This window comes from Enterococcus sp. DIV0213h, from assembly GCF_051711285.1.
Lineage (GTDB): Bacteria > Bacillota > Bacilli > Lactobacillales > Enterococcaceae > Enterococcus_D > Enterococcus_D casseliflavus.
The window spans coordinates 3,072,598-3,094,679 of the sequence record NZ_JBIOMH010000001.1; the positions used below are offsets into that span (position 1 = coordinate 3,072,598).

Here is a 22,082-nt window from a genome sequence, read left to right on the forward strand (position 1 = left end):
GGAATCGAAGAGGGGCTTTTGATTGATTAGAAATCCCGCACACGAAGGGTTTGTTGTGGTGAAGAGGCGCTGGCATAGCAGCCTACCATGATCCCAGTAAAGACACCGCCAACTTCAGTAGTCAGATATTTTGTTTCTCCACTACCTAAAGGTTGTGCTTGTCCTTGCTCATCAACAACAGAAAAACGATAAGTTTCTTTATCCGCGCTCAGCTGCAAGGTGACTGTATCTGCTGCATAAGGCAGTTTCTTTTCCACTTTCCATAGGGAACCGATTTGTCGACGGAAAACTAGCTGCTGACTGGACGCCGTTTTTTCCAAGTAGCCCTCATAGTGATGGGTGGCATTTAAGAAAACCGTCAATCCCGCTTGTCCATCCGTTAGTTGCCGACAATCAAAGGTTGCTTGAAATTGTTGATCAAAGGCGGTTTGCCGTTGGAACACAGCCGCGAGTTTGCCTTGATCAGACAGACCCGTCTGATTAGGATGCAGCAAGAAGCCATGCGGCTCTTCTTCAATCAACGTCGGGTCCCATTCGAATAAAGTCACGTAATCAGGCTTGCTGCTCTTCTTTTGTGTTTCCTTTGGTGCCGCCGCTGTGTCTACCTGAATGGTTTCTGGCAAATGACCTTCCGCGCCAAACACCGGCCATGGGTTTGACCAGTCTACTGGCAGTAGACATGTTTCCCGCCCTAACAAATGCCTCAAAGGATAGCTGATGGGGCGTACTGCTAGACAGACTGCCCACCAGTTGCCTTTAGTATCTTGCACGAGATCCGCATGCCCTGCGGCTTGCAGTGGCAGATTCGTACTGCGATTGGTCATCACTGGATTGTTGGGGCATGCTTCATAGGGTCCCGTCAAGGAACGGCTGCGGGCCATGGTCAGCATATGCCCATAGGACGTTCCGCCTTCGGAGATCAACAGGTAGTAATAACCGTCTTTTTTATACAAGTGGGGGCCTTCTGGATCAGCCGCTCCGCTGCCCGTCCAAATATTTTGCCGCGGGCCTAGTTCTCCAGAAGCCAAATCGATCGTCCGCAGATAGATCTCCTTATGGGTGCCTAAGTAATAGGTCTGCCCATCGTCATCTACGAAAATCGTCGGGTCGATCCCAGGGGTGTCCAGCCAAATCGGGTCAGACCATTCACCAGCGATGTCATCCGTCCAAATCAGAAAATTGCCTTCTCCTCCTTCGTTTGCGCCAACGTTAGTACAAACTAGGTAAAAGCGGTCCTTGATGAAACGCAAGGTTGGGGCATACAGACCAAAAGCATTGGGGTTTTTCGTCGGTAGCTGCAACTGCTCAGGTCGCGAAAGTCCATGGCCAATCAGCTGCCAGTCTGCCAAGTTTTTACTGTGATAGATTGGTAATCCAGGAAAATATTCAAAGGTACTCGTCACCAGATAAAAGTCTTCACCGACACGGCAAATACTGGGATCTGGATGAAATCCAGGTAAAATTGGATTCGTGATGGTTCGCATGGGCATCTAAAACTCCTTTATCGTGGTTTGGTCAGCCGTCAGCTCATGGCTCGTTTTTCCAGCAGTCGTGTGTATCTGCAAGGATGCTTGCTGGATGCCAGTCAGCTTGACGATCAGTTCTTGATCGACTCTTTCGACAGCCACCTCGCCAAGCCACTCACCGTGGTGATCATAGATAGCGGCAGCGGTCTTGTCTTGCGGATCAAAAAGATGGATCGTTGGCTGTTGGGCATAGTCATAGACTGCTTTGGTTTGTTCATGGCCTTCGATAATGACTTGATTTGGTCGGACTAACAGTGGCAAGTGGAAATAGTCATAGGTTTCTTGGTACCAGCGTCCGCCCTCGTATGCTTTGCCAGATAAATAGTCGATCCAATGCCCCTTCGTTTTCGGTACGTAAAAGGAGACTGTTCCTTGATCATTAAAAATGGGCGCCACTAAAAGGTGTTCCCCCAGCATGTATTGGCGATCCAAATGATGGGTCATCTCGTCTTCAGGAAACTCTAAGACCATTGCCCGCATCATCGGAATCCCCGTTTGAGCGGTTAGCACCGATTGGGCTTGCAAGTAAGGCATCAAGGACAGTTTTAACTTGGTAAAGGCTTTAGCTACCGCCACGGCTTCGTCGTCATAGACCCATGGCACTTTGTATTCCCAGCTGCCATGGTAACGGCTATGGGAAGACAGCAGACCAAATTGTGTCCAGCGCTTGTAGAGGTCTGGAGTTGAGCCAGCTTCAAACCCTGAGATATCGTGGCTCCAATACCCAAAGCCGCCTAACCCAAAGGACAGACCTGCCCGCAGCGACTCTGCCATCGATGGATAATCTGAGGTACTGTCGCCGCCCCAGTGTACAGGCAAACGTTGCGAACCAACCGAAGCTGCCCGCGCAAAAACGATGGCTTCTTCTGCTCCCTTGACTTCTTTCAGCAAGTCAAAGACGACCTTATTGTATAGATAGGCGTAATAATTGTGCATTTTTTCTGGATCAGAGCCATCATAGTACACCGCATCGGTGGGAATCCGTTCACCAAAATCCGTTTTGAAGCAATCCACCCCCATGTCTAATAAGGCACGCAGCTTGCTGTTGTACCAAGCGACCGCTTCAGGGTTGGTGAAGTCGACGATCGCCAAACCAGCTTGCCATTTGTCCCATTGCCAGACATCTCCATTGGCGCGTTTCAAAAAGTAGCCATTCGCCATCCCTTCATCAAACAAGGGTGATTTTTGCCCAATGTAAGGATTGATCCAGACACAGATTTTCAATCCTTTGGCTTTCAAGCGCTGCAGCATTTTTTCAGGTTCTGGGAAAGTTCGTTCGTCCCACGTGAAGTTGCACCACTCATATTCTTTCATCCATAAGCAGTCAAAATGAAAGACCTCAAGAGGGATATCACGTTCTGCCATACCGTCTACAAAAGACGTCACGGTTTGTTCATCATAATCCGTCAAGAACGAGGTACTTAGCCACAAACCAAAGGACCACGCAGGCGGCAACGACGGTTTCCCCGTCAAATCAGTGTAGCGCTGAATCACTTGTTTCAGCTCATCACCAGCAATCACAAAGTATTGTAGCGATTGTCCTGGATTGCTGAATTGAACACGCGAAACTTTTTCACTCCCCACTTCGAATTGCACACGATCTGGTGAATTGACAAAGACGCCATACCCTTTATTACTTACATAAAAAGGAATATTTTTATAAGCTTGCTCTGTACCAGTGCCCCCGTCGGCATTCCAGATATCAACACTCTGGCCGTTCTTCACGAAATTTGTAAAGCGTTCCCCTAAACCATAAATCGTTTCTCCCACATCCAGGGTCAACTGTTCGCTGATATGGGTATTTGCTTGCGGATCGATCACTAAGGCTTTGCTGCGAGGCTTGCTTTGGGTAATCAGCTGTTCTTTGTAATAAAACGAAGCTGTCACATTTTCCTCTTTGGTGATTACGACTTGCAAGTCTCCCGAGCGAAAAACATAGGATTGCTCGTCTTCTGAAATATCAGGAGTGATCGCTTCTGTCATCAATTCAAAATCGGGGGCTTTGGCTTGGACCCCTTTATAGTTATAGAGGGTGATCCCAATGATATTGCTTCTAGGGGTAGTGACTTCCATCGTTAACAATCCGCCATCCAGCGTTGCCCCTTTATGTCCGACATAGCTATAAGGCAGATATAAAACCAATTTGTTTTCTTCTTTACGGGCATCGTAGACATGCACCGCAAATTTCACATCAAATCCTTCACGAAATAACCAACCGCCATCTGAAAATTTCATTTTTTTCCTCCTTGTTGGATCAATGTCAACGCCCCTAACAGACCAGAATCATTATAGTAACGACAAGTCTCGATCGGCACTTGGAAATCTGGCCAATGGGGGTTCTCATTGATTGCTTGTTTGATTATAGCTAATAGATCAGGGTGTTGGCTGATGCCGCCGCCGATCAGTATTTTTTCGGGATTCATCGTGACAGCTAGGTTGTAAATCGCAAGTGCGACATAACGTGCCCACTGTTTCAGGATCTCCTGCGTTTCAGGATCACTCGACCGCTGTTGCATGATGGTTTCGCCTAAAATCTCCTCTGATTCAGGAATCGCTTTTGCCCGCCGATAGGCAGCAATCAGTCCTCTCGTTGAAGCTAGATCATGGAGGGTCGCAAAAGAAGATGCTTGAAAATCAGTGATCATCATTCCGAATTCTCCTGCCCGAAACCCATGTCCGTGAATCAACTGGCGCTGATGAACGAGCGCGCCACCAATACCGGTGCCTAATGTGATCATGACAAAATCTTGTACGTCAGCAGCATTGCCGGTAGAAAGTTCTGCTAAAGCAGCACATTTCGCATCATTTTCGATCCAGATCGGATAGGACTTGTTTAAACGCTGCTGCAGCTCTTGTACAACAGCACAGCCGTGTAAAGGAGCCAACGCCCCCGCCATGATCGCTCGGCCATTGACTGAATCAATGAAACCAGGAAAACTCAGCCCGATCCCTTCGATGACATGCACTTGCTCGACTTCTTTTATTTTGGCAGCTAAGGCAGCAAAAAATTCATCCCGCGTATTACTCGGGGTTTTGATTTTGCCTCGGTCCAGCCATTGATTCTTCTCGGTAAAAACCCCGAATTTGATATAGGTCCCCCCTACATCAAAGCACAGGCGTACATCTGTCATTTCTCCTCCTCCGTTCGAAAAGCGCTTACAGTTTCATTTAAATTATATAAAAGAAAAAAAAGAAAGCCTACCAAGCAATTTAGTCATCGTTACCCTAAAAAATAGATGTCCGTAGAAAATCACGGACATCTTTGTGGTTATTCATTTTTCCGAAACTCATTCGGTGAAACCTGATGGTATTGTTTGAACTTTTTGTAGAAATAATCAACATTGCTGTAGCCCACCAATTCAGCAACTTCGTAGACCATTAGATTGGAATGACGCAAGATTTCCACCGCTTTTTCCATTCGAACTTCATCCAAGAACGCCAAATAATTTTTCCCAGTTTCTTTGCGAAACTTCTTGCCTAGATAGGCACTATTGTAATTGAAACGTTCCCCGATTTTTTTCAAGGTCAAATCTTCTTGATAATGCTTTTTCGTGTATTGGATCAATTCTGCAATGATATCGATTTGGTTCAAACTGCTGGCGACTGTTGCTTGCAAGTCTGTTAGTTTTGCGGTGATCACCTCTTGCAGCATTGGAAACGTCTGGGCGAGAAAAATCTGCTGATGCACTTCGTCTGTCGACCATTTGATTGCTAAGGCTACTTTTTCACTGATTTGATGCTGCAGCCATTCGATATCACCATTGATTTGCCATTTGATCTCTTCTTCCAATGCCAATGAATGATAAAAGGTTTGATAATAGCGGGATAACGGCTGTTCTAACGGATCGTTTGCCAAAATCGCCTTAACTAATTCTTCACGCAAATCGCTTCGTTCTTCTGCTTCTTGCGTCGTATCCAAAACATGGTGAGAAATGACTTGATTGGGAAATAAGAAAATCAATTTACTCAATGTCTGGATATCGATCATCAATGGCTTCAAGTTATCTTGCGCCGCAAACCAGCGGGAGATCAAGATTTCATGGTGAGCCATTTTTTTACGGCACCACGCATCGATCGCCTCGTCAGGAAAGCGTTCCTCGTTCAACAGAACCAAATACCGATGATGTCGATGGATCAAGGTGACGACTTGCGCCACTTGCTCCTGCAATTTCTCAACCAGCTTTTGGGCATCTGCCTCCTCGGAAAGACGCAATAGCTTGATGGCTTGTGCGTCTTTGATTCCCGTTTGATCCCCGCCAAACAATTTCTCCATCAACTGACTCTTCTGATTTTTCTGCTGATCGGTCTTGGCTTTTTGATCGATTTTCGTCAAAATACCGATCAGCTCTTCTTCATCAACTGGTTTCAGCAAATAGGTCACAGCGCCCAGTTGCAACGCTTGCTTGGCATAGTCAAAATCTGAGTAGCCGGATAAAATAATGGCAAAAAACAAAAGCCCTTCCTCCGATGCTGCTTGCACCATCTCAAGACCATTTTTTCCCGGCATACGGATATCAGCGATCACAACATCTGGCTTCAATTCGCGGATCATTGCCAAGCCAGCTTCGCCGTTTTCCGCCGACCCGACGATTTGATACCCCAGACGTTCCCAATCGATGATCAGAGGTAGCCCATTTCGGATCGATGCTTCATCGTCAACGATCAACACTTTACGCATTTTCCAACCTCCATTTTCAGCTACTCCTTCGTTACATCATGTTTCACTTGTCAAACTTGCCCCGTTGGTGCGAATCACCTCTTGATACCAATAAAAACTATCTTTCGGGATGCGCGCCAACTGACGTTCGCTTTGATTGTCGCGATCGACATAAACAAACCCATAGCGTTTTTTGTATCCATTCAACCAACTCAGTAGATCTGTAAAGGACCAAGCACAATAGCCGATCAACTCAACCCCATCCGTGATGGCCTTTTGCAGTTCCACCAGATGTTCCTGCAAATAGGTAATGCGGTAGGGGTCATGGATCTGTTTGTCTTCTGTCAATTGATCGATAGCGCCTAACCCATTTTCAGTAATAAAAATCGGCAAGTCATAATTGGCTTGGATGCGCCGCAAGGCTACACGGAAACCAACGGGATCGATCTCCCAGCCCCAATCCGTTTTTTTCAAGTGAGGATTTTCTGCTGTCGCAAACATGGTTTCTTCGGGTGAGAACTCACCAGCTGCCGCTTGCATCAAATACGGATCGACTTTAGAAAATTCTTTCTTTTCAGCTGACTGCTTTTGCAAATTGTTTTGCTGGGCCGTCCCACCGTGATAGTAATTGATTCCTAAGAAATCAGGTTTTGCCTGTTTTAATAGTGCTTGATCTTCTGGAGTGACTTCAGGAGCCAAGCCAACTTTGGCTAATTGCTTGTACACAAATTTCGGGTATTCACCTTTGCAATAGACATCTAAAAACCATGCGTTGTTGAAGGCTTCGCCATTTTCTGCTGCCAGCACATCTTCTGGGTCACAGCTAAACGGATACATCGGTCCATAGCCAAAACTTGGACCGATCTTGCCCTGAGGAACCAGCTCATGGAACAAATTGATCGCCTTAGCATTGGCAAGGTTGATGATATGATTGGCTGCATACATCCGTTTTAAGTCCTTCAAGCCCGGCGGATGTGCCGCCCAACGGTACCCAAGAGAAGTGAAGACATTTTGTTCATTCATGGTGACCCAATAGGTGACTTTCTTTCCTAGGCGTTCAAAAAGGATCCGGCAATACCGTTCAAATGCTTCTGCTGTTTCTCGACCTTCCCACCCTAAGTATTTGTCTTGCAAAGCCTGGGGAAGGTCCCAATGATACAGCGTCAAAATCGGCTCTACTCCTTGCCGAAGCAATTCATCCACCAGCTTTTCGTAAAACGCCACACCCGCTTCATTGACCGCGCCTTCGCCATCAGGCAAGATTCGCGACCACGCCACGCTGAAGCGATAGGCTTTCAAGCCCATTTGCTTCATCAAGGCAATATCTTCTTTGTATCGATGGTAATGATCGATCGCCACTTTGCCGTTGGTTTCCTCAAAAGTATTGCCAGGAATTTGGGCATAGGTGTCCCAAATCGACGGACCTTTGCCGTCTTCTGCCCATGCTCCTTCAATTTGATAGGCCGCCGAAGCTGCCCCCCATAAGAAGTTTTCTGGGAAAGGATCTAAGTTTGTGTGAAACATCAAGTTGCCTCCTTCATTTCCTAAACCGAAATAAATCGGTTACATTTTATCGTATCATAAGTTGGTTGATTCGTAACAATTGCCAAAAGATATTTTTTAGGTGAAAAAACTGCCGCTCCTCAGAACGACAGTCGTTTCTTATTAAAACAGGTAATCATTCAAACGAGATTTCACATATTCAATGTGGCTGGATTCTAATTCGATTTGATCATGCGCCAATGCGTAATCTGTCAGTGTTTCTAAGTTTTCCTCATCAGCAACGATCTTCGCTCCGATGCCTTCTTGGAAAGAGGCATACCGTTTTTCCTTCAACTCGTCTAAGAAGCGATCTTCTTTTAGTTTCGCTGCTGCTTTCAACGCTCGGGCATACGTATCCATACCAGCGATGTGGGCTAACAACAGATCTTCCATTTCAAATGACGAACGACGGACTTTAGAATCGAAATTGATTCCTCCCGGCGCGATGCCGCCGTTTTCTAAGACTTCGTATAAAGCAAGTGTCGAGTCAAAGACGTTGGTTGGGAATTCATCCGTATCCCACCCTAACAGCATATCTCCTTGGTTGGCATCCAGTGAGCCTAATGCGTTATAGCTACGGGCAACGGCGATTTCATGTTCAAAGGTATGGCCAGCTAATGTTGCATGATTGGCTTCTAGGTTTAATTTGAAATCTCCTTCTAAGCCGTAGTGCTGAATGAAGGCCATCGTTGTCGCTGCATCAAAATCATATTGATGTTTTGATGGTTCTTTTGGTTTCGGCTCTAATAAGAACTGCGGTTTATGACCGATTTTTTCGCCATAAGCGATCGCCATTTTGAATAGACGGGCGATGTTGTCTTGTTCAAATTTCATGTCTGTATTCAACAAGGTTTCATAGCCTTCACGGCCACCCCAGAAGACATAGTTTTCGCCGCCTAATTTTTTCGAGATGTCTAAGCCTTTTTTGACTTGGGCTGCCGCATACGCATAAACTTCCGCATTATTGGTGGAAGCAGCGCCGTTATTGAAACGAGGATGTGAGAACATATTTGCTGTATTCCATAATAGTTTGATTCCCGTTTGTTCCATTTTTTCTTTGATCAAATCGGTGATTTCGTCTAAGTTTTGGAAAAATTCTTCTAACGTTTCTCCTGCAGGTGCCACGTCAACATCATGGAAACAGAAGAACTCTGCCCCTAATTTTTCGCAAATCTCGAAGAAGGCTTCTACTCGATTTTTCGCCGTTTCCATTTCGGTGTCACCGATCCACGTCCGTTTGTTGACAGGTGCGCCAAAAGGATCAGAACCGTCTTGCGTCATCGTATGCCAATAGGCGATTGCAAAACGTAGATGATCTTTCATTTTCTTGCCTAATACAACTTCTTCGGCATCGTAGTGGCGAAATGCAAACATATTGTCTGTTTTAGGACCTTCGTAGCGGATTTTTTCGATCTCTGGAAAATAAGTCATTGTTGTTGCCTCCATTTTATGTTTTTTAGTGTAATAAACTAACTTACTTGTTTCCAATCATTTAGAACCAAAAACGATTCCTCGCTTTGATCATGTAGATTGCCTGCTGCCTTTACGCTACTCGATTTGCGCCAATGCATGGCAGATAGGTGCGGTTTGTTGGTAGACGGTGCGGTAGATTGCATAGATTTCTTGGTATTTGGCGACATTTTCAGGAATCGGTGCAATGGCCTTGCCGTATTTGACAAAGGCGTTAACACAAGCAGCTGCATCTGGATAAATGCCACTGCCGATTGCTGCCAGCATTGCTGCGCCCATACCTGGACCTTGCTCAGTAGACAAAGTCAGCATTTCTGCATTAAAAATATCGGCTTGCATTTGCAGCCATTCGGCATTTTTCGCACCGCCCCCCACAGAAACGATCTGGGTGAATTTCCGCTGTGCCCGTTCTTCCATGATCATTTGGGAATCTTTTAAAGAGAAGGTGATCCCTTCTAAGACGGCACGACTGAAATGCTTTTCGCGATGCCGTGTGTCGATGCCGATAAAACTACCCCTGATTTGGCTGTCGGTATGCGGTGTGCGTTCGCCCACGATATAAGGCGTAAACAGCAGGCCTTCTGCCCCTGGGTTTACCTCACTGATCGCTGAAAGCAATTCCTGAAACGATTGGTTGGGGGCAAACGTATCACGATACCAGCTTAAGGAATTTCCAGCGGCTAACGTGACCCCCATTGAATACAACTTGTCTTTGATCGCATGACGGAAAAGGTGTAGATCTCCTTGATAATCAACCTCTTGCGCTTCTTCAAAGGATAAGAACACACCGCTCGTGCCAATCGACACCATGCCGACACCTTCGGCGATGATCCCTGAACCTAATGCAGCACAGGCATTGTCTGCGCCACCTGCATAGATCGTCACCTCTTGTTCAAAGCCAAAGGCTTCTTGCAGTTCTTTTCGCATTTGCCCCACAGGCGCTGCTGATTCAAAAAGCGGCGGCAGTAAATCCGATGCGATTGCAAATTTTTCTAAAATGGCTTCAGACCAGCACTTCTTTTCGATATCCAGCAGTAACGTACCCGCTGCATCGGAATAATCCATCGAATAGTTCCCAGTCAGCCAAAAAGCCAAGTAATCTTTTGGCAGCATCATGTGACGAACTTGTTGCCAATGTTCAGGCTCGTGTTCTTGGACCCATAAAATTTTTGGTAAAGTGAACCCTTCCAAAGCAACATTCTTGGTGATTGCTTTTATTTCCTCTCCAAAGGATGCCATGATTGCTTGGCATTGTTTGGTGGTTCGAACGTCATTCCATAATATTGCCGGACGAATGACTCGGTTTTCTTCATCCAATAAAACAAGACTATGCATTTGCCCAGAAAAGCTGATGCCGATCAATTCCTTCTGCAACGTTGGAAGCTGCTGGATCAAGGTTTTGATCACCTTATCTGCCGCCTCTTGCCAATGCACCGGCTCTTGCTCACTGAACCCCGGTCTTGGGGATGACAATGGATAGTCAGCACTTGCTGTTCCTTGGAGTTCCCCGGTTTGATCAAAAACTAAGCCTTTTAACGCACTTGTTCCTAGATCCAACCCTAAAAAATAAGCCATCTCTTCTCTCCTTCCTCTGTTTGAAGCAGTTAACCATTGACTCTCAAACGGTTAATTAGCATTCGAAACTAACTAATTGGATAGTAAACGATTCTCGCATTCCTGTCAAGCGCTTTCAACGAATCTTTCATGGTTTTTCCTTCTCAAACTGCTGCTCCTACATTCTGCGTCTTTTCTTTATTCTTCAGCTTGCACAATATTAATTTGCACGGTAAACTAACACTAATCACATCTACGAAGAGGAGAACACATGATTATCAATAAAATGGGCATACGCGAACAAAATGAAGCGGCTGTATTGAAGACGATCATTGACAATGAAAATGTGTCACGAGCGGAAGTGTCAAATTTGACCCATCTCAATAAAGCGTCTGTTTCTCAAATAACCAAAAAACTGATCGACACGGACTTCGTGCGCGAAGTCGGCATTGGTGATTCCACTTCGATCGGTGGTCGCAAACCGATTCAATTGCAATTCAATCACCGTAGCAGCTTAGCTGTTACCTTTGACATCGGCTATAACTATGTTCGAGGGATGCTCTCTTATATCAATGGCGAGATGATCGCCTCTGCCGACCATTCCCATGAATTGATCACCAAAGAAAATGTACTAGCGACGATCGATTCCATGATGAAAGAGTTTTGGCCGCAAATGCCGCAAACCACTCATGGATTAGTAGGAATCTGTTTGGCGATCCACGGCATCGTTCACAATCAGACGGTCACCTTTGCCCCCTACTACGACTTGGAATACTTTGATTTGATCGCCCCTTTGAGCCAAAAATACAATACGGCGGTCTATATAGAAAACGAAGCCAATCTGACGGCTTTAGGCGAGTACTGTTTTTCTTCTGATTCCACGAATTTACTGAGCGTCAGCGTCCATAGTGGGATCGGTGTCGGAATCATCGTTGATGGGCAGCTGCAAACCGGTACTCACGGCATGGCGGGGGAAGTTGGCCATTCTACCCTCTTTCCTCACGGCAACTTGTGCCCTTGTGGCAATCGAGGCTGCTTAGAGCAATACGCGTCGAACAAAGTTTTGTTTGACACCTACAGTCACTATACAAAAACTGCGTTCGTTAATTCGGATACCTTTGCACAAGCCTATCATGCCGGAGAAAAATCAGCAGTCGAATTGGCGCAACAAAATGTTGAGTTTCTTAGTATTGGGCTAAACAATGTCATCACTTTTTCTGATCCCGAAGAAGTCTATATCAACAGCTCGGTCTATCGCAAAATTCCTGATTTATTACTGGCGCTGCAACAAAAATTGACCAGCCAGTTCACCAAAAACACGAAGATCAAAAACAGTCGATTAGGCGATCAAGCCCCGCTGTTTGGCGGCAATGTTTTAGTGGCGAAACATTTCTTGAATATCAACGATTTGCGCTTTGCAGCACTTGATCTCTCCCGTGTGATCCGTTAAATGAATGCTGGACTGAAGACTCAGTCCAGCGTTTTCTTTTGGTAAAAAGGTCTCGCTATCCTTTGATTCCGCCAGCCGTCACACCGCCCACGATGTATTTCGATAGAAACAGGTAAATCAGCAGTAAAGGAATAATACTTAATGAGATCCCTAGATACATACTGCCAAATTCAGTACGGTAAACATCGGTTTTCAGCAATTGGACCAGCATCGGCAACGTATACTTTTCCGTATCGTTGATCAAGATCAAGGGCATCAAGAAATTATTCCACGAGGTCACGAACGAGAAAATCGCCATGGTGGCTAAGCCCGGTTTCATCAAGGGCAACATGATGCGATGGAAAATTTTGATTTCGCCGGCTCCGTCCAAACGAGCAGAATCTGCCAAATCAGGATGATAGATCGTTTCTAAGTATTGCTTTAAGAAAAAAACGGTAGCAGGTGATGCGATCGCTGGTAAAATCAATGGCAGAAAATTATTTAAGAGCCCTAAGCGATTCATAAATTGATAAAAACCGATCATGCTGATTTGCTGAGGAATCATGATCAGCCCAAGAATGACAGCAAACAGGACTTTCTTGCCACGAAACTCATAGGCGATCACGCCATATGCTGTCAATGCCGAAAAATATACATTGAGAACGGTAGCGCCAGCCGCAATCAAGAAACTATTTTTAAACCCATTGAAAACATTGAAGCCTCTGCCCATTAAGACGGACCAGTTGTATTGGAGATTACCGCCTGGCCACAAGGACAGCCCTTGCTGGATCTGTTCTGCTGAACGGGTCGCATTGACTAAGACGACCCAAAAGGGCAGAATACTTAAGATGGTCAGCAACACCAAAAAGACATAGATCAACAATCGTTTTGCTCGATAGCTATTTTCCATTTATTTTCGCCCCACTTTGCTATTTTCTTTGAAAAATTGAAACAATAACGTGCTTAATACGATCGAGAGTACCAGTAATAGCACCGACGCGGTTGCGGCAACGTTGAAATTCCGACTCCCGGTAAAGGCTTGGTTGTAGATAAACATCGTGATCGTTAAGACACTATTGTTGGGATTGCCGTTTGTCAGCAAAAAAGGAATATCGAACATTTGCAAGCCGCCAATCAAAGACGTCACCAATGTATAAAGCAAGATTGGTTTTAACAAAGGCAGCGTGATCTTGCGGAAAATTTGACCATCATTGGCTCCATCGACCATTGCTGATTCAAAAAGAGCATCATCAATGCTCAAAATGCCCGAAACCAAAACGATCGTTGTCTGACCATACCACATCCAAAATTGGATAAAGGAAACGATCAGCCGAGTGCCCGTTTCACTACGGAAAAAGTCATAGGGCTGGTCCAAAACACCGAAATGCTGCAAGACTAGGTTGATCGGACCTAACGGAAAACTGAACAAAACGAAAAATAAGATTGCTACTGAAGCGGCAGTAATGATGTTGGGTAAGTAAAAAACGACTTTGAAGAAGCCTTTCCCCCGCAAGCGCAACTTGATATTGGTAAACCATGCCGCCAGCAACAGAGCCAAGCCAATTTGAGGAACAAAGTTTACGCCCCACAAAATAAAGGTATTGCTGATCGATTTTAAAAATAACGGGTTGCGAAAAATCGCAAAATAGTTATCCAGTCCGACAAGATTGGCAGCTGGATTCCACCCTTTTAGATCCGTAAAGCTTAGGTAAATCGTATAGAGAATTGGATAAAGCTGAAAAACCAAGAATGCTAGAAAAAATGGTGCGATAAATAATAGCCCATAGCGATGATACTGTTCAAATCTTCTCTTATTCTGCATCGTAATCCCCCTGATATTTATTTCTTCTACTGCCAACTTCTGCCTGTAAAGACAAGCCATTTAAGCAGCGCATAGTACCTAGAAAAGGTTGAAACCGACCCCGTCTTCGGTGCCGGTTTCAACAACACCTAATCTACTTGAACATCTGGATAAGCATTGACGACCGCATCTTTAAAGTTTTGGATCGCCGTTTCCTGATCCACTTCACCTTTTGAATATGGTGTCAAACAACTATCCGTAAAGAGGGTTTCAATCGTCTGGTCATACTCGGTCAGAATTTTCGCGTTGATGTCTTGAACCATATCGGCAAATTCTGCATAGTGGTTTTGACCGCCTAAAAATTCCTCTTCATATTCGCCTTTAATTTCTTCAACGACTCGCTCATTTGATACAAAATCACCGGTATCTTCGGCCCATTGTTTTAAAAATGCTTGATCTGTGGTCAAGTAAGCCACCAATTGCGCAGCTTCTTCTTGCATCTCAGAATTTGCCGTAGCACCGATCCATGTGCCGCCCCAGAACCACGATGAAGGTCCTTGGATCATGCGCCAGTCGCCTTCTGTTGAGCTGGAGTTATCGGCAGCTGTCGCATTTGGTTTTAACCAATAGTGCAGTCCCCATGTCGGCAAACTATAACCGAATACATTGTCGCCATTCATTCCAGCAAACCAAGCTTCTGATTGTCCTTCTGTATCTTGTGTCAGGCCTTCTTCTACAAATTTTCGTGATACATCCAACAAGTCATACAAACTGTCGTCGATCACTAATTTGCCGTCTTCAACCCAGCCATGTTCGCGTTGACCATAAAAAGGCTTCGCCAAATCTTGGACACTAGAGATCATATAGGTAGTTCCACCACTTTTTTCTTTGACTGCTTTGGCTTGCTCATAGAACTTGTCATAGTCTGACAATGCCGCTTGCGCAGCCGCTGGATCATCGATTCCTAGCAGCTCTTCTGCCATCGATGCCCGGTAATAAAACCCGCCAGGAGCAGCTTGCCAAGCCAAGGCATGAAGAACCCCGTCTTTTGAAGTCCCTACGTCTTTGACATATTGATACGTATCTGCTGAGGCTTCATCAAGCCCCAGTGAACCAAGGTCTGCCATCATGCCTGATTCCACATACTTTTTGACAAAGGCAGATTCTAAAGCAATCACATCTGGTGCATCTTTGGAACCGAGAATCGGATCGAGCTTGGTCTCGAATTGGTCAGAAGGAATCTCCACGATTCGAATGTCATAGGCCAAGTCGTCATGCGCCGGCAAATAGTAATCATTGATCATCGTTGATAATTCTGAAGTAAAGGTCCAAACCACAAGTTCATCCTTGCCACTACTTCCCGTTGCGCTATTATCTGAGCTGCTGTTTCCAGAACCATTCCCGCAGCCACTAAGCATAAAAGCTGCTAAGCCCGCTACTGACGCTGTTTGTAAGACCCGTTTCCAATTTTTCATCTTTCTTCCTCCTCGATTTTTTGATAGTCAAATGAATCAAAATCAGCCGCCAAACGATTTCCGGTCGTATCGATCGCAAACATCCCTACAAAAGCCCCTGTAAAGAATCCACCGTAATGTTCTGCTACATAGTCGTCAGACAATTGCAAGCTGTCAAATAGCTGATCGATGACCTGCCACTCTTTTTGATCAAACGAGTACGCGTATTGATAGTGGGCATAATGAACGATCGTTTTGAAGTAGACTGTTTGTACATCGGCTGGTATCACAACTTCTGGTGCTTTTTGACTCTTCAGTTGGCCCTTTTCGCTTGTCAATACAGTGATGATTCTGCCTTTCGTCTCATCATGAGTGATGTAGATCGCCGACCAGTTTTGTGTATTGTAGTAATTCGTCATGCCTGCTAACTGTAGAAACGAGGTCGGTGAAAATTCGACGGCAGTCGTTGCTTCGAAACGAAAATCGCTCCATCTTCTTGCCACCAGTGCTTGATGGAACAAGGAATTGAACGACTCTCGCCCATACAAGCGCAAGTACCCTGGTCGTGCGGTCAAACTACCGATTTCCTCAGAAAAAGGAATCCGCAAGGTTTGAAACACTGGTGCCAACGACGCCTCTTCAAAATCATCAAAGCCTGATTCTATTTCCCACGGATGTTCGGGCAGATGTGGCTGTGGGACTTCCTCTTTTGGAAAGTTCCCACCTGTGATATACGGCCAATCATTTTCCCAATAAACAGACTGGATCGCTGTTTCTCGTCCGAGCGGGCAATAGCCGCGATTTTCTAAGAGGGGCGTTTCGGGATACTTCAGCGCTCGCCCTGTTAAGTGAACAAAATACCATTCATCGGTCTGCGTTTTCACAAATGAACCATGGCCAGCTTTTTGTAGCAGGATCTCTGGCTGTCCCCAGGAACTGATCAGAGGGTTTTGAGGATGAACTTCATAAGGCCCTTCGATGTGCGTCCCACGAGCGATGGTACTTGCATGTTCAAACTTAGTGCCGCCTTCTGCCGTCAATAAATAATAATAGCCGTTCACTTTATACATAACCGGTGCTTCCGTCAATTTGCGCTCTGTTCCTTTGAAGATTATTTTGGGCTGCCCCACCAATTTCTTGGCTTGCCAATCAAACTCTTGGAGAGCGATCCCATAAAAGGAATGGTTTGTCAGGCGATAATCCCAAACCATGTTCAGAAAATATTTTTTGCCGTCGTCGTCATGAAATAACGAGGGATCGAAACCAGAAGAGTTCATATAGATTGGTTCTGACCAATCCCCATCAATGGTTTCACAGGTGATCAAATAATTGTTCACATCTTTCCAACTATTAGATTGTGTTTTGACATCTGAATAAATCAACCAAAAACGACCATCACTGTAACTTAAGTTTGGCGCCCAAACGCCCCCAGAATCTGGGTTTCCTAGCATATTCAACTGACTGACACGATTGACTGGTGTACTGATCAAGCGCCAGTTCTTCAAATCCTTCGAATGGAAGATGCGCACACCTGGAAACCATTCAAAGGTCGACGTAGCAATGTAATAATCTTCTCCTGCACGACAAATACTCGGGTCTGGATGAAAGCCTGTTAGTATTGGATTGGTAATCAAAAAAATTTCCTCCTCTTTCCCTTTTTGGCATTTTGTGATTCAACTGAGTGTCAGTAGGAATGAGCTTCATTCAGTTAGTAAGTTTTCTTTACTAATATACCTAACAAAAAAAAGAAAATTGCTGCTGCAGCTCATTTTAAAAATATTCACTAATCATTGTTCTATTTACTTTCTTCAGCTGAACTGTCATAATTATAGAATGAAATCGCTATCATTCACAGGACGATTTCCACACATCGATAGACAAAAAATGGAGGATAGATCGCGTGACCATTTTAGAAGAATACCATTTCGGCGAATACCTAGGTGTTTCCAGTTACCATCCCTACTCGCTTAATTACATGGAACATTTTCATCGTTCCTTTGAATTGCTTTTTTGTAGTGACGGCGAAGCGGTTGTCAAAATCGAAGAAAGTCCCTATGTCCTTACGACAGGCCAAGTGTTATTAGTCATGCCTTATCAGACTCATGCGATTGAAACCCCTAAGGAATCACAATTGCATATTCTTGTGTTTTCACCTGAGTATATTCCAGATTTTTACGCCAAAACGAAAGATTTCGCTTTGTCAGATCCGGTGATCACCATTGATTCCTCTGTTGCCAAGCAGCTCTACTATCCTTTATTTGAAACGGATTCCCTCTATTTACGAAAATCGGCACTGTATCAAGTCCTTTACCTTTTTGAACACCAAACGACTTTATTACCAGCCAAAAATCAAGAGGATATCCTGATCCAGCTACTTGTTTACATCGAATCCCACTTCAAAGAAGAACTGACGCTCGAAAAACTAAGCAGCAGTATCGGTTATAGCAGCGTCTACGTTTCCAGAATGATCACCGATAAATTGAAAAGCACCTTTCCTCGGCTTTTGAATCAAGCAAGAATACGCCATGCCTCTTTTTTGCTGACCCATAGTCTCTTGCCGATTACGGAAGTAGCAGAACAAGCAGGCTTTCAAAACGTGCGGACCTTCAATCGAAATTTCAAAGCATTGACCTCACTGACGCCAAAAGAATACCGTTTAAAACACAATGCTCATTTTTCGTTGCTGAAGGAATAGCCCTCCTCAAAGACATTTCATCGTTTTCCTTTGCTCCCACAAAAAAAAGCATCAGAAAGCAAAAAGCTTTCTGATGCAATCCAATTTTTGATATACAGGAATCAATAACGACTAGAAACGATCTCTGCTCCAAAGGGCATCAACGCTAAGCGCGCCATTTTCAATGATTGCGCCGCAAATGGAATGCCGATGATCGTGATGGCTAGAATGACTGCGCTAGCTAAATGGCCTAAAGCCAGTGGTATACCAGAAAAAATCAACCATAAAATATTTAGAATCACGGACACGCCACCGCCACGGTAAACGATGTCTTTCCCAAATGGTGCGAGTGACAATGTCGCAAACTTAAAACATTGCAGACCAATGGGAATGCCGATGATGGTGATACACCATAAACACCCAGCCAAAAACCATGAGATCGCACCGATCAAGCCGCCAAAGACAAACCAAATCACGTTGCCTAAAAAATTCATCTGATTGCCCTCCTTCTTTTTTTAATAAAGACTGCTCCTGTTTTAGCAAAGAAAGCAGAGGACATCGTTAGCACTCAGACGTGCGCTATCGTCTGGTGCTCCTTCCCCTGCGCGCTTCTCTTTTTTCTTAATACAAGCAAAATGTGTTATTTTGTAAAATGCTTATTGCCCAGAATCAACCGTTGATTCGCTGCTATTGTTGGACTCATTTGAGTCATTACCGAAGACACCGGTGATCGAAGACCAGATGCCGCTAAAGAAGCTCTTGATATTTTCCCAAAGTCCCTTAGAGGTTTCTTCGATTTGCTTGCGGGCTTCTGACAGATCCAATTCTTTGATGAAGTCATCGAAGATATTATTGTCTCGCATGTCGCTCATCAAAGAGGTCAATTCAGAAATTTGATTTTCCGTAACGATTCCTTCAAGTCCGTTGTCTTTCAAGGCTTTTTCTACTGTCTCTTGAATATCGGCTTGGGTTAATTCCGTACCATCTGCAGTTTGAGCAGCCAAATCGGTTTTCGCTTGTTCTTGCGCTGCATTCAAAGCTTCATCGGAATAGCCTTCTTTGTCTTTATTCTCTTCGGTGATCGTAGACAGCACATCCATCTCATCTTGAGCTACGGCTACTCGATTCTGATTGATGACACCGCCTGATTCTTCAACGATTTTGTATACCCCAGCTAAAGCTCCGGAACCGTCGATCGGTACGGCAGAAGCGACCGTTAGCTTCGCATCAGTGATCCCTGCCGTCAGCGCTGCATTTTGGTACTGGGCTGCAGTGATGCGGGTAATGTTATCTGGTGTCGCGATATCGACAGTGATTCCTGCCCCGCTTTCTAGCGTCTGCATTCTGACCGAGCTATAGACCGCCCAATCTGCAGTAAAGCCGCCATCGGGAATGTATTTCATCAAGTCATTACCGTTTGTCGTATAAATCGGTGTTTCGCCTTGGATGCCTAAGCGTTCCAGTGTGTAGTCTTCTTGTGCTTTCGTCAAGGCATTTCCGATCGCCACGGCATTGACTTGCAAACGATCTGAACTGCTGTCAGAAGTACTTGTTTGACTATCGGTAGTGGCTGTCGTTGCGGTAGAATTGCTCGTTGCAGTGGAACTGCTGGTCGTTGAATTGGTTTCGTCAGCAAAAACTTGTGGTGCTGCTAATAAAACTTGGCTAGATACCAAGAGAGTCGCTAAAATCATCGCTGGTTTTCGAGTCTGTTTTTTCATCACTATATCCTCCAAGTGTTGATCTCTTTTTCAGGGATTTTTTCCCTCTTACTGCTGTTATTGTACTATAGGTTTTCTTGCAAAGCCTACGTCTAGGGTCTGAAATGAAGAAAAACTTAGAACTCTGCTGCAATTTAAAAAAGGCGTAACTTGGTTTTATCCTTGGTGCAGCAATACTTTAGACGCTTTTCTTTTCATCAACTGTTTTTTTAGCAAAACCAACAGTATAGGATTTTAAACGGCTGCCCACTTTCCTCAAACCAAGAAAGGCTCCCGTTAAAGCTATCGTATAAAAGAACAACAGAAACCCTGCGAGTGAAAAAAAGACCTTCCCGGTTTCTAGAAACAGCGGGTGACTCAGAAAGATCAATCGACTAGCCTCAGCTGCTTGTTTTGCTTGCCAAGTCCGCTTTGGGGGTTGCTGCTTGATCAGCCAAGCAAGGAAAAAAAGAGTCGTCGGCACAAAAAACAGCATGAAATTCTTATCGTCCCCCTGATTGAGATACACCAGTCGACCTTCAATGCCTAATAAGCAAAGAGAGACCGCGAGTTTTCTACCAAGATGCTTCGTAAAAAAAGGGTGTTTTTGGTGTTCTCTTAAACAAACCCCACACAGTAAAAATAAAAACCCATAAAAGAGTCCGTTTCTCGTTGTAAAAAATAGTGTCCGATAGCTTTGATAGCATACCAATAAAGGTCCACTTAAATAACTGCTGTACGTTTCAAGACAGCCAATCACATACAAACTGATCGCCAGTAAAAACTGCCGCCGATAGCCAAGAAAGCGAGTTTTTCGTACTAACCACATACTAAAGAGCAACGCTGGAAAATACCAAAGATGGTACCAGACCCCTACTGTAAAAAAGCCAGTAGCCAAACCGATGACCCGTAATGAATCAGCAAGATTTTGCTGCCCTAAGTAAAACCAGCCTAAGGGAAGATACACGATCGACCAACGCAAATAAAGCTTGAGTTGTCGTTTGCACCATTGCTGCCATGAACAGGTACTCTTTTGAAAAAAATAGCCATTCAGCAGCAGAAAAAAAGGAACCGCCAAACGACATAAGAGACTCTTTAACAAAAAATGAAGCCCGTTGTTTTCTGCCAGTCGGCCACAATGAACGAGAATCACCAATAAGGAAGCGATGAATTGGATGTAGCCAATTGGAACCATAGGTTGTTTTGTCTTCATTCGATCGTTTCTCCTTTCTCCGTCAAATTTGATCAAACATACTTCACTCTACTGGTCCTTTCTTTTTGTGACCAGCACGGAAAGCTTCCAATATAGAAAGGCAGCGCAACAAGTAGAAACATTGATAAATAAAGGATGTTACCCTTTGTTGCATCGCTAATTTCATAGATCCTCGTTCGCATAGAAAAGAGTTTGCTATAATATAAGAAGAATGATGGAGGCAAAACAGACACATGGATATTGGGAAAATTATCAAAGAAGAACGCACCAAACGAAATCTCACACAAGAACAATTGGCGCAGGAATTTTTTGTCACTCGGCAACTGATTTCAAAATGGGAAAACGGCAAGAGCTATCCTGATCTAGACCAAGTAGTCAAGCTGAGCAGCTATTTTGAATTGACCTTGGACTATTTATTAAAAGAAGATCAGCAGATGGTCCAAGAACTTAATCTGACCACCCACCGCAAACGAATTGGCCTCGTATTGATCGCCCTTTTGACTATTCTCAGTATTAGCTTAAGTACGATTTTGTTGGCAGCATTTTGGATCGATCCAGTCTTTTTTACAAAAGAAGACCTAACGATCACTTCTATAAAAAAGTATCGCTTGCCTGCCACTGAGATAACGAATGAGGCAACCGGACAAGTGATTCAACTGCCTGAAGATACGGAATACTTGATCACTTATACGATCGATCGGCCGCTGGTAAAAACGGATCGTCTGTCGGGTTATAAAGAATACAGCAGCGAAAATGCCAGCCAATTAACGGCTTTGGGTCATCGCGGTTTTCATTTTGGCGCGCAAACAAGCAAAATCGTCATTCGCAGCAATCGCGAAGACAATTTAGCTGCACCAGAATTAAATGCAGGCAAGGATCTTTATCTTCGTAATATGAATAAAGCGCGCGTCTATCAAAAATCTGCAGCTGGTGTCGCATTTTCTATCGAAGATGAAGGCGACCTCCTCTTTACTGCAGAAGAACTGGCGCAATTGCCCTTTGAACAAGGACAGCTGCCAGAGTAAACAAAAACCACCGAATCGTTTTGATTTGGTGGTTTTT

17 protein-coding genes are annotated in these 22,082 nt (G+C 44.6%); 3 read left to right on the forward strand and 14 right to left on the reverse strand.

The genetic code is table 11. The annotated features are described in order from the left end of the window. Positions 1-26 precede the first annotated feature (26 nt). The 7 genes from IGI77_RS14410 to xylB all read right to left on the reverse strand — a co-directional run bounded on the left by IGI77_RS14410 (position 27) and on the right by xylB (position 10,770). Positions 27-1,490: a family 43 glycosylhydrolase gene (locus IGI77_RS14410; protein ID WP_438770260.1), complete on the reverse strand. Its 1,464-nt coding sequence runs from the start codon at positions 1,488-1,490 to the stop codon at positions 27-29. Then, the gene (yicI, locus tag IGI77_RS14415) at positions 1,491-3,761 is read right to left on the reverse strand and encodes an alpha-xylosidase (protein ID WP_213336039.1); all 2,271 of its coding nucleotides are present in this window, start codon (positions 3,759-3,761) and stop codon (positions 1,491-1,493) included. Then, the gene (locus IGI77_RS14420) at positions 3,758-4,657 is read right to left on the reverse strand and encodes an ROK family protein (protein WP_005228453.1); all 900 of its coding nucleotides are present in this window, start codon (positions 4,655-4,657) and stop codon (positions 3,758-3,760) included. Before IGI77_RS14420 ends, yicI begins: the two co-directional genes overlap by 4 nt. 137 nt (positions 4,658-4,794) lie before the next feature. Continuing rightward, entirely contained in the window at positions 4,795-6,204 is a 1,410-nt protein-coding gene (locus tag IGI77_RS14425; protein ID WP_438770261.1) for a response regulator transcription factor, read from the reverse strand. A 36-nt stretch (positions 6,205-6,240) separates the two neighbouring features. After that, a complete protein-coding gene (locus tag IGI77_RS14430; protein ID WP_142968685.1) occupies positions 6,241-7,707 on the reverse strand; it encodes a glycoside hydrolase family 1 protein in 1,467 nt (488 codons plus the stop codon). A gap of 141 nt (positions 7,708-7,848) precedes the next feature. Then, positions 7,849-9,156, reverse strand: coding sequence for a xylose isomerase (gene xylA, locus IGI77_RS14435; protein WP_008380597.1), 1,308 nt, complete (start codon positions 9,154-9,156; stop codon positions 7,849-7,851). Positions 9,157-9,273: 117 nt separating this feature from the next. Then, a complete protein-coding gene (xylB, locus tag IGI77_RS14440) occupies positions 9,274-10,770 on the reverse strand; it encodes a xylulokinase (RefSeq protein ID WP_167821468.1) in 1,497 nt (498 codons plus the stop codon). A gap of 250 nt (positions 10,771-11,020) precedes the next feature. On the opposite strand from xylB, the gene IGI77_RS14445 reads away from it, so the two are divergent. Next, positions 11,021-12,199 carry an ROK family transcriptional regulator gene (locus tag IGI77_RS14445; protein WP_213336027.1) on the forward strand — a complete coding sequence of 393 codons (1,179 nt, stop codon included), beginning with the start codon at positions 11,021-11,023 and terminating at the stop codon, positions 12,197-12,199. A 55-nt stretch (positions 12,200-12,254) separates the two neighbouring features. On the opposite strand, the gene IGI77_RS14450 is transcribed toward IGI77_RS14445, so the two are convergent. The 4 genes from IGI77_RS14450 to IGI77_RS14465 all read right to left on the reverse strand — a co-directional run bounded on the left by IGI77_RS14450 (position 12,255) and on the right by IGI77_RS14465 (position 17,067). Next, positions 12,255-13,088, reverse strand: coding sequence for a carbohydrate ABC transporter permease (locus tag IGI77_RS14450; RefSeq protein ID WP_005228444.1), 834 nt, complete (start codon positions 13,086-13,088; stop codon positions 12,255-12,257). Then, complete coding sequence (locus tag IGI77_RS14455) at positions 13,089-14,000, reverse strand: carbohydrate ABC transporter permease (protein WP_034858631.1); 912 nt, start codon at positions 13,998-14,000, stop codon at positions 13,089-13,091. Between the two features lie 128 nt (positions 14,001-14,128). Then, positions 14,129-15,454: an ABC transporter substrate-binding protein gene (locus IGI77_RS14460; protein WP_213336025.1), complete on the reverse strand. Its 1,326-nt coding sequence runs from the start codon at positions 15,452-15,454 to the stop codon at positions 14,129-14,131. Then, positions 15,451-17,067 carry a glycoside hydrolase family 43 protein gene (locus tag IGI77_RS14465; RefSeq protein WP_438770262.1) on the reverse strand — a complete coding sequence of 539 codons (1,617 nt, stop codon included), beginning with the start codon at positions 17,065-17,067 and terminating at the stop codon, positions 15,451-15,453. The genes IGI77_RS14460 and IGI77_RS14465 overlap by 4 nt, the downstream gene beginning before the upstream one ends. A gap of 266 nt (positions 17,068-17,333) precedes the next feature. Here IGI77_RS14465 and IGI77_RS14470 point away from each other — a divergent pair, with 266 nt between their 5' ends. After that, positions 17,334-18,128 (forward strand): helix-turn-helix transcriptional regulator, encoded by a 795-nt coding sequence (locus tag IGI77_RS14470; protein WP_005228440.1) that lies wholly within the window; start codon positions 17,334-17,336, stop codon positions 18,126-18,128. Between the two features lie 101 nt (positions 18,129-18,229). Here the strand turns inward: IGI77_RS14470 and IGI77_RS14475 are convergent, their stop codons facing one another. The 3 genes from IGI77_RS14475 to IGI77_RS14485 all read right to left on the reverse strand — a co-directional run bounded on the left by IGI77_RS14475 (position 18,230) and on the right by IGI77_RS14485 (position 21,020). Next, the gene (locus tag IGI77_RS14475) at positions 18,230-18,601 is read right to left on the reverse strand and encodes a YccF domain-containing protein (RefSeq protein WP_010749951.1); all 372 of its coding nucleotides are present in this window, start codon (positions 18,599-18,601) and stop codon (positions 18,230-18,232) included. Positions 18,602-18,763: 162 nt separating this feature from the next. After that, on the reverse strand, positions 18,764-19,828 hold the full coding sequence (locus IGI77_RS14480; RefSeq protein ID WP_015510302.1) for a DUF1002 domain-containing protein: 1,065 nt from the start codon (positions 19,826-19,828) through the stop codon (positions 18,764-18,766). Positions 19,829-20,006: 178 nt separating this feature from the next. Then, entirely contained in the window at positions 20,007-21,020 is a 1,014-nt protein-coding gene (locus IGI77_RS14485) for an acyltransferase family protein (RefSeq protein ID WP_438770263.1), read from the reverse strand. 233 nt (positions 21,021-21,253) lie between these two features. Between IGI77_RS14485 and IGI77_RS14490 the strand changes: the two genes are divergently transcribed. Continuing rightward, positions 21,254-22,045, forward strand: coding sequence for a helix-turn-helix domain-containing protein (locus IGI77_RS14490; RefSeq protein WP_015510303.1), 792 nt, complete (start codon positions 21,254-21,256; stop codon positions 22,043-22,045). Positions 22,046-22,082 lie beyond the last annotated feature (37 nt).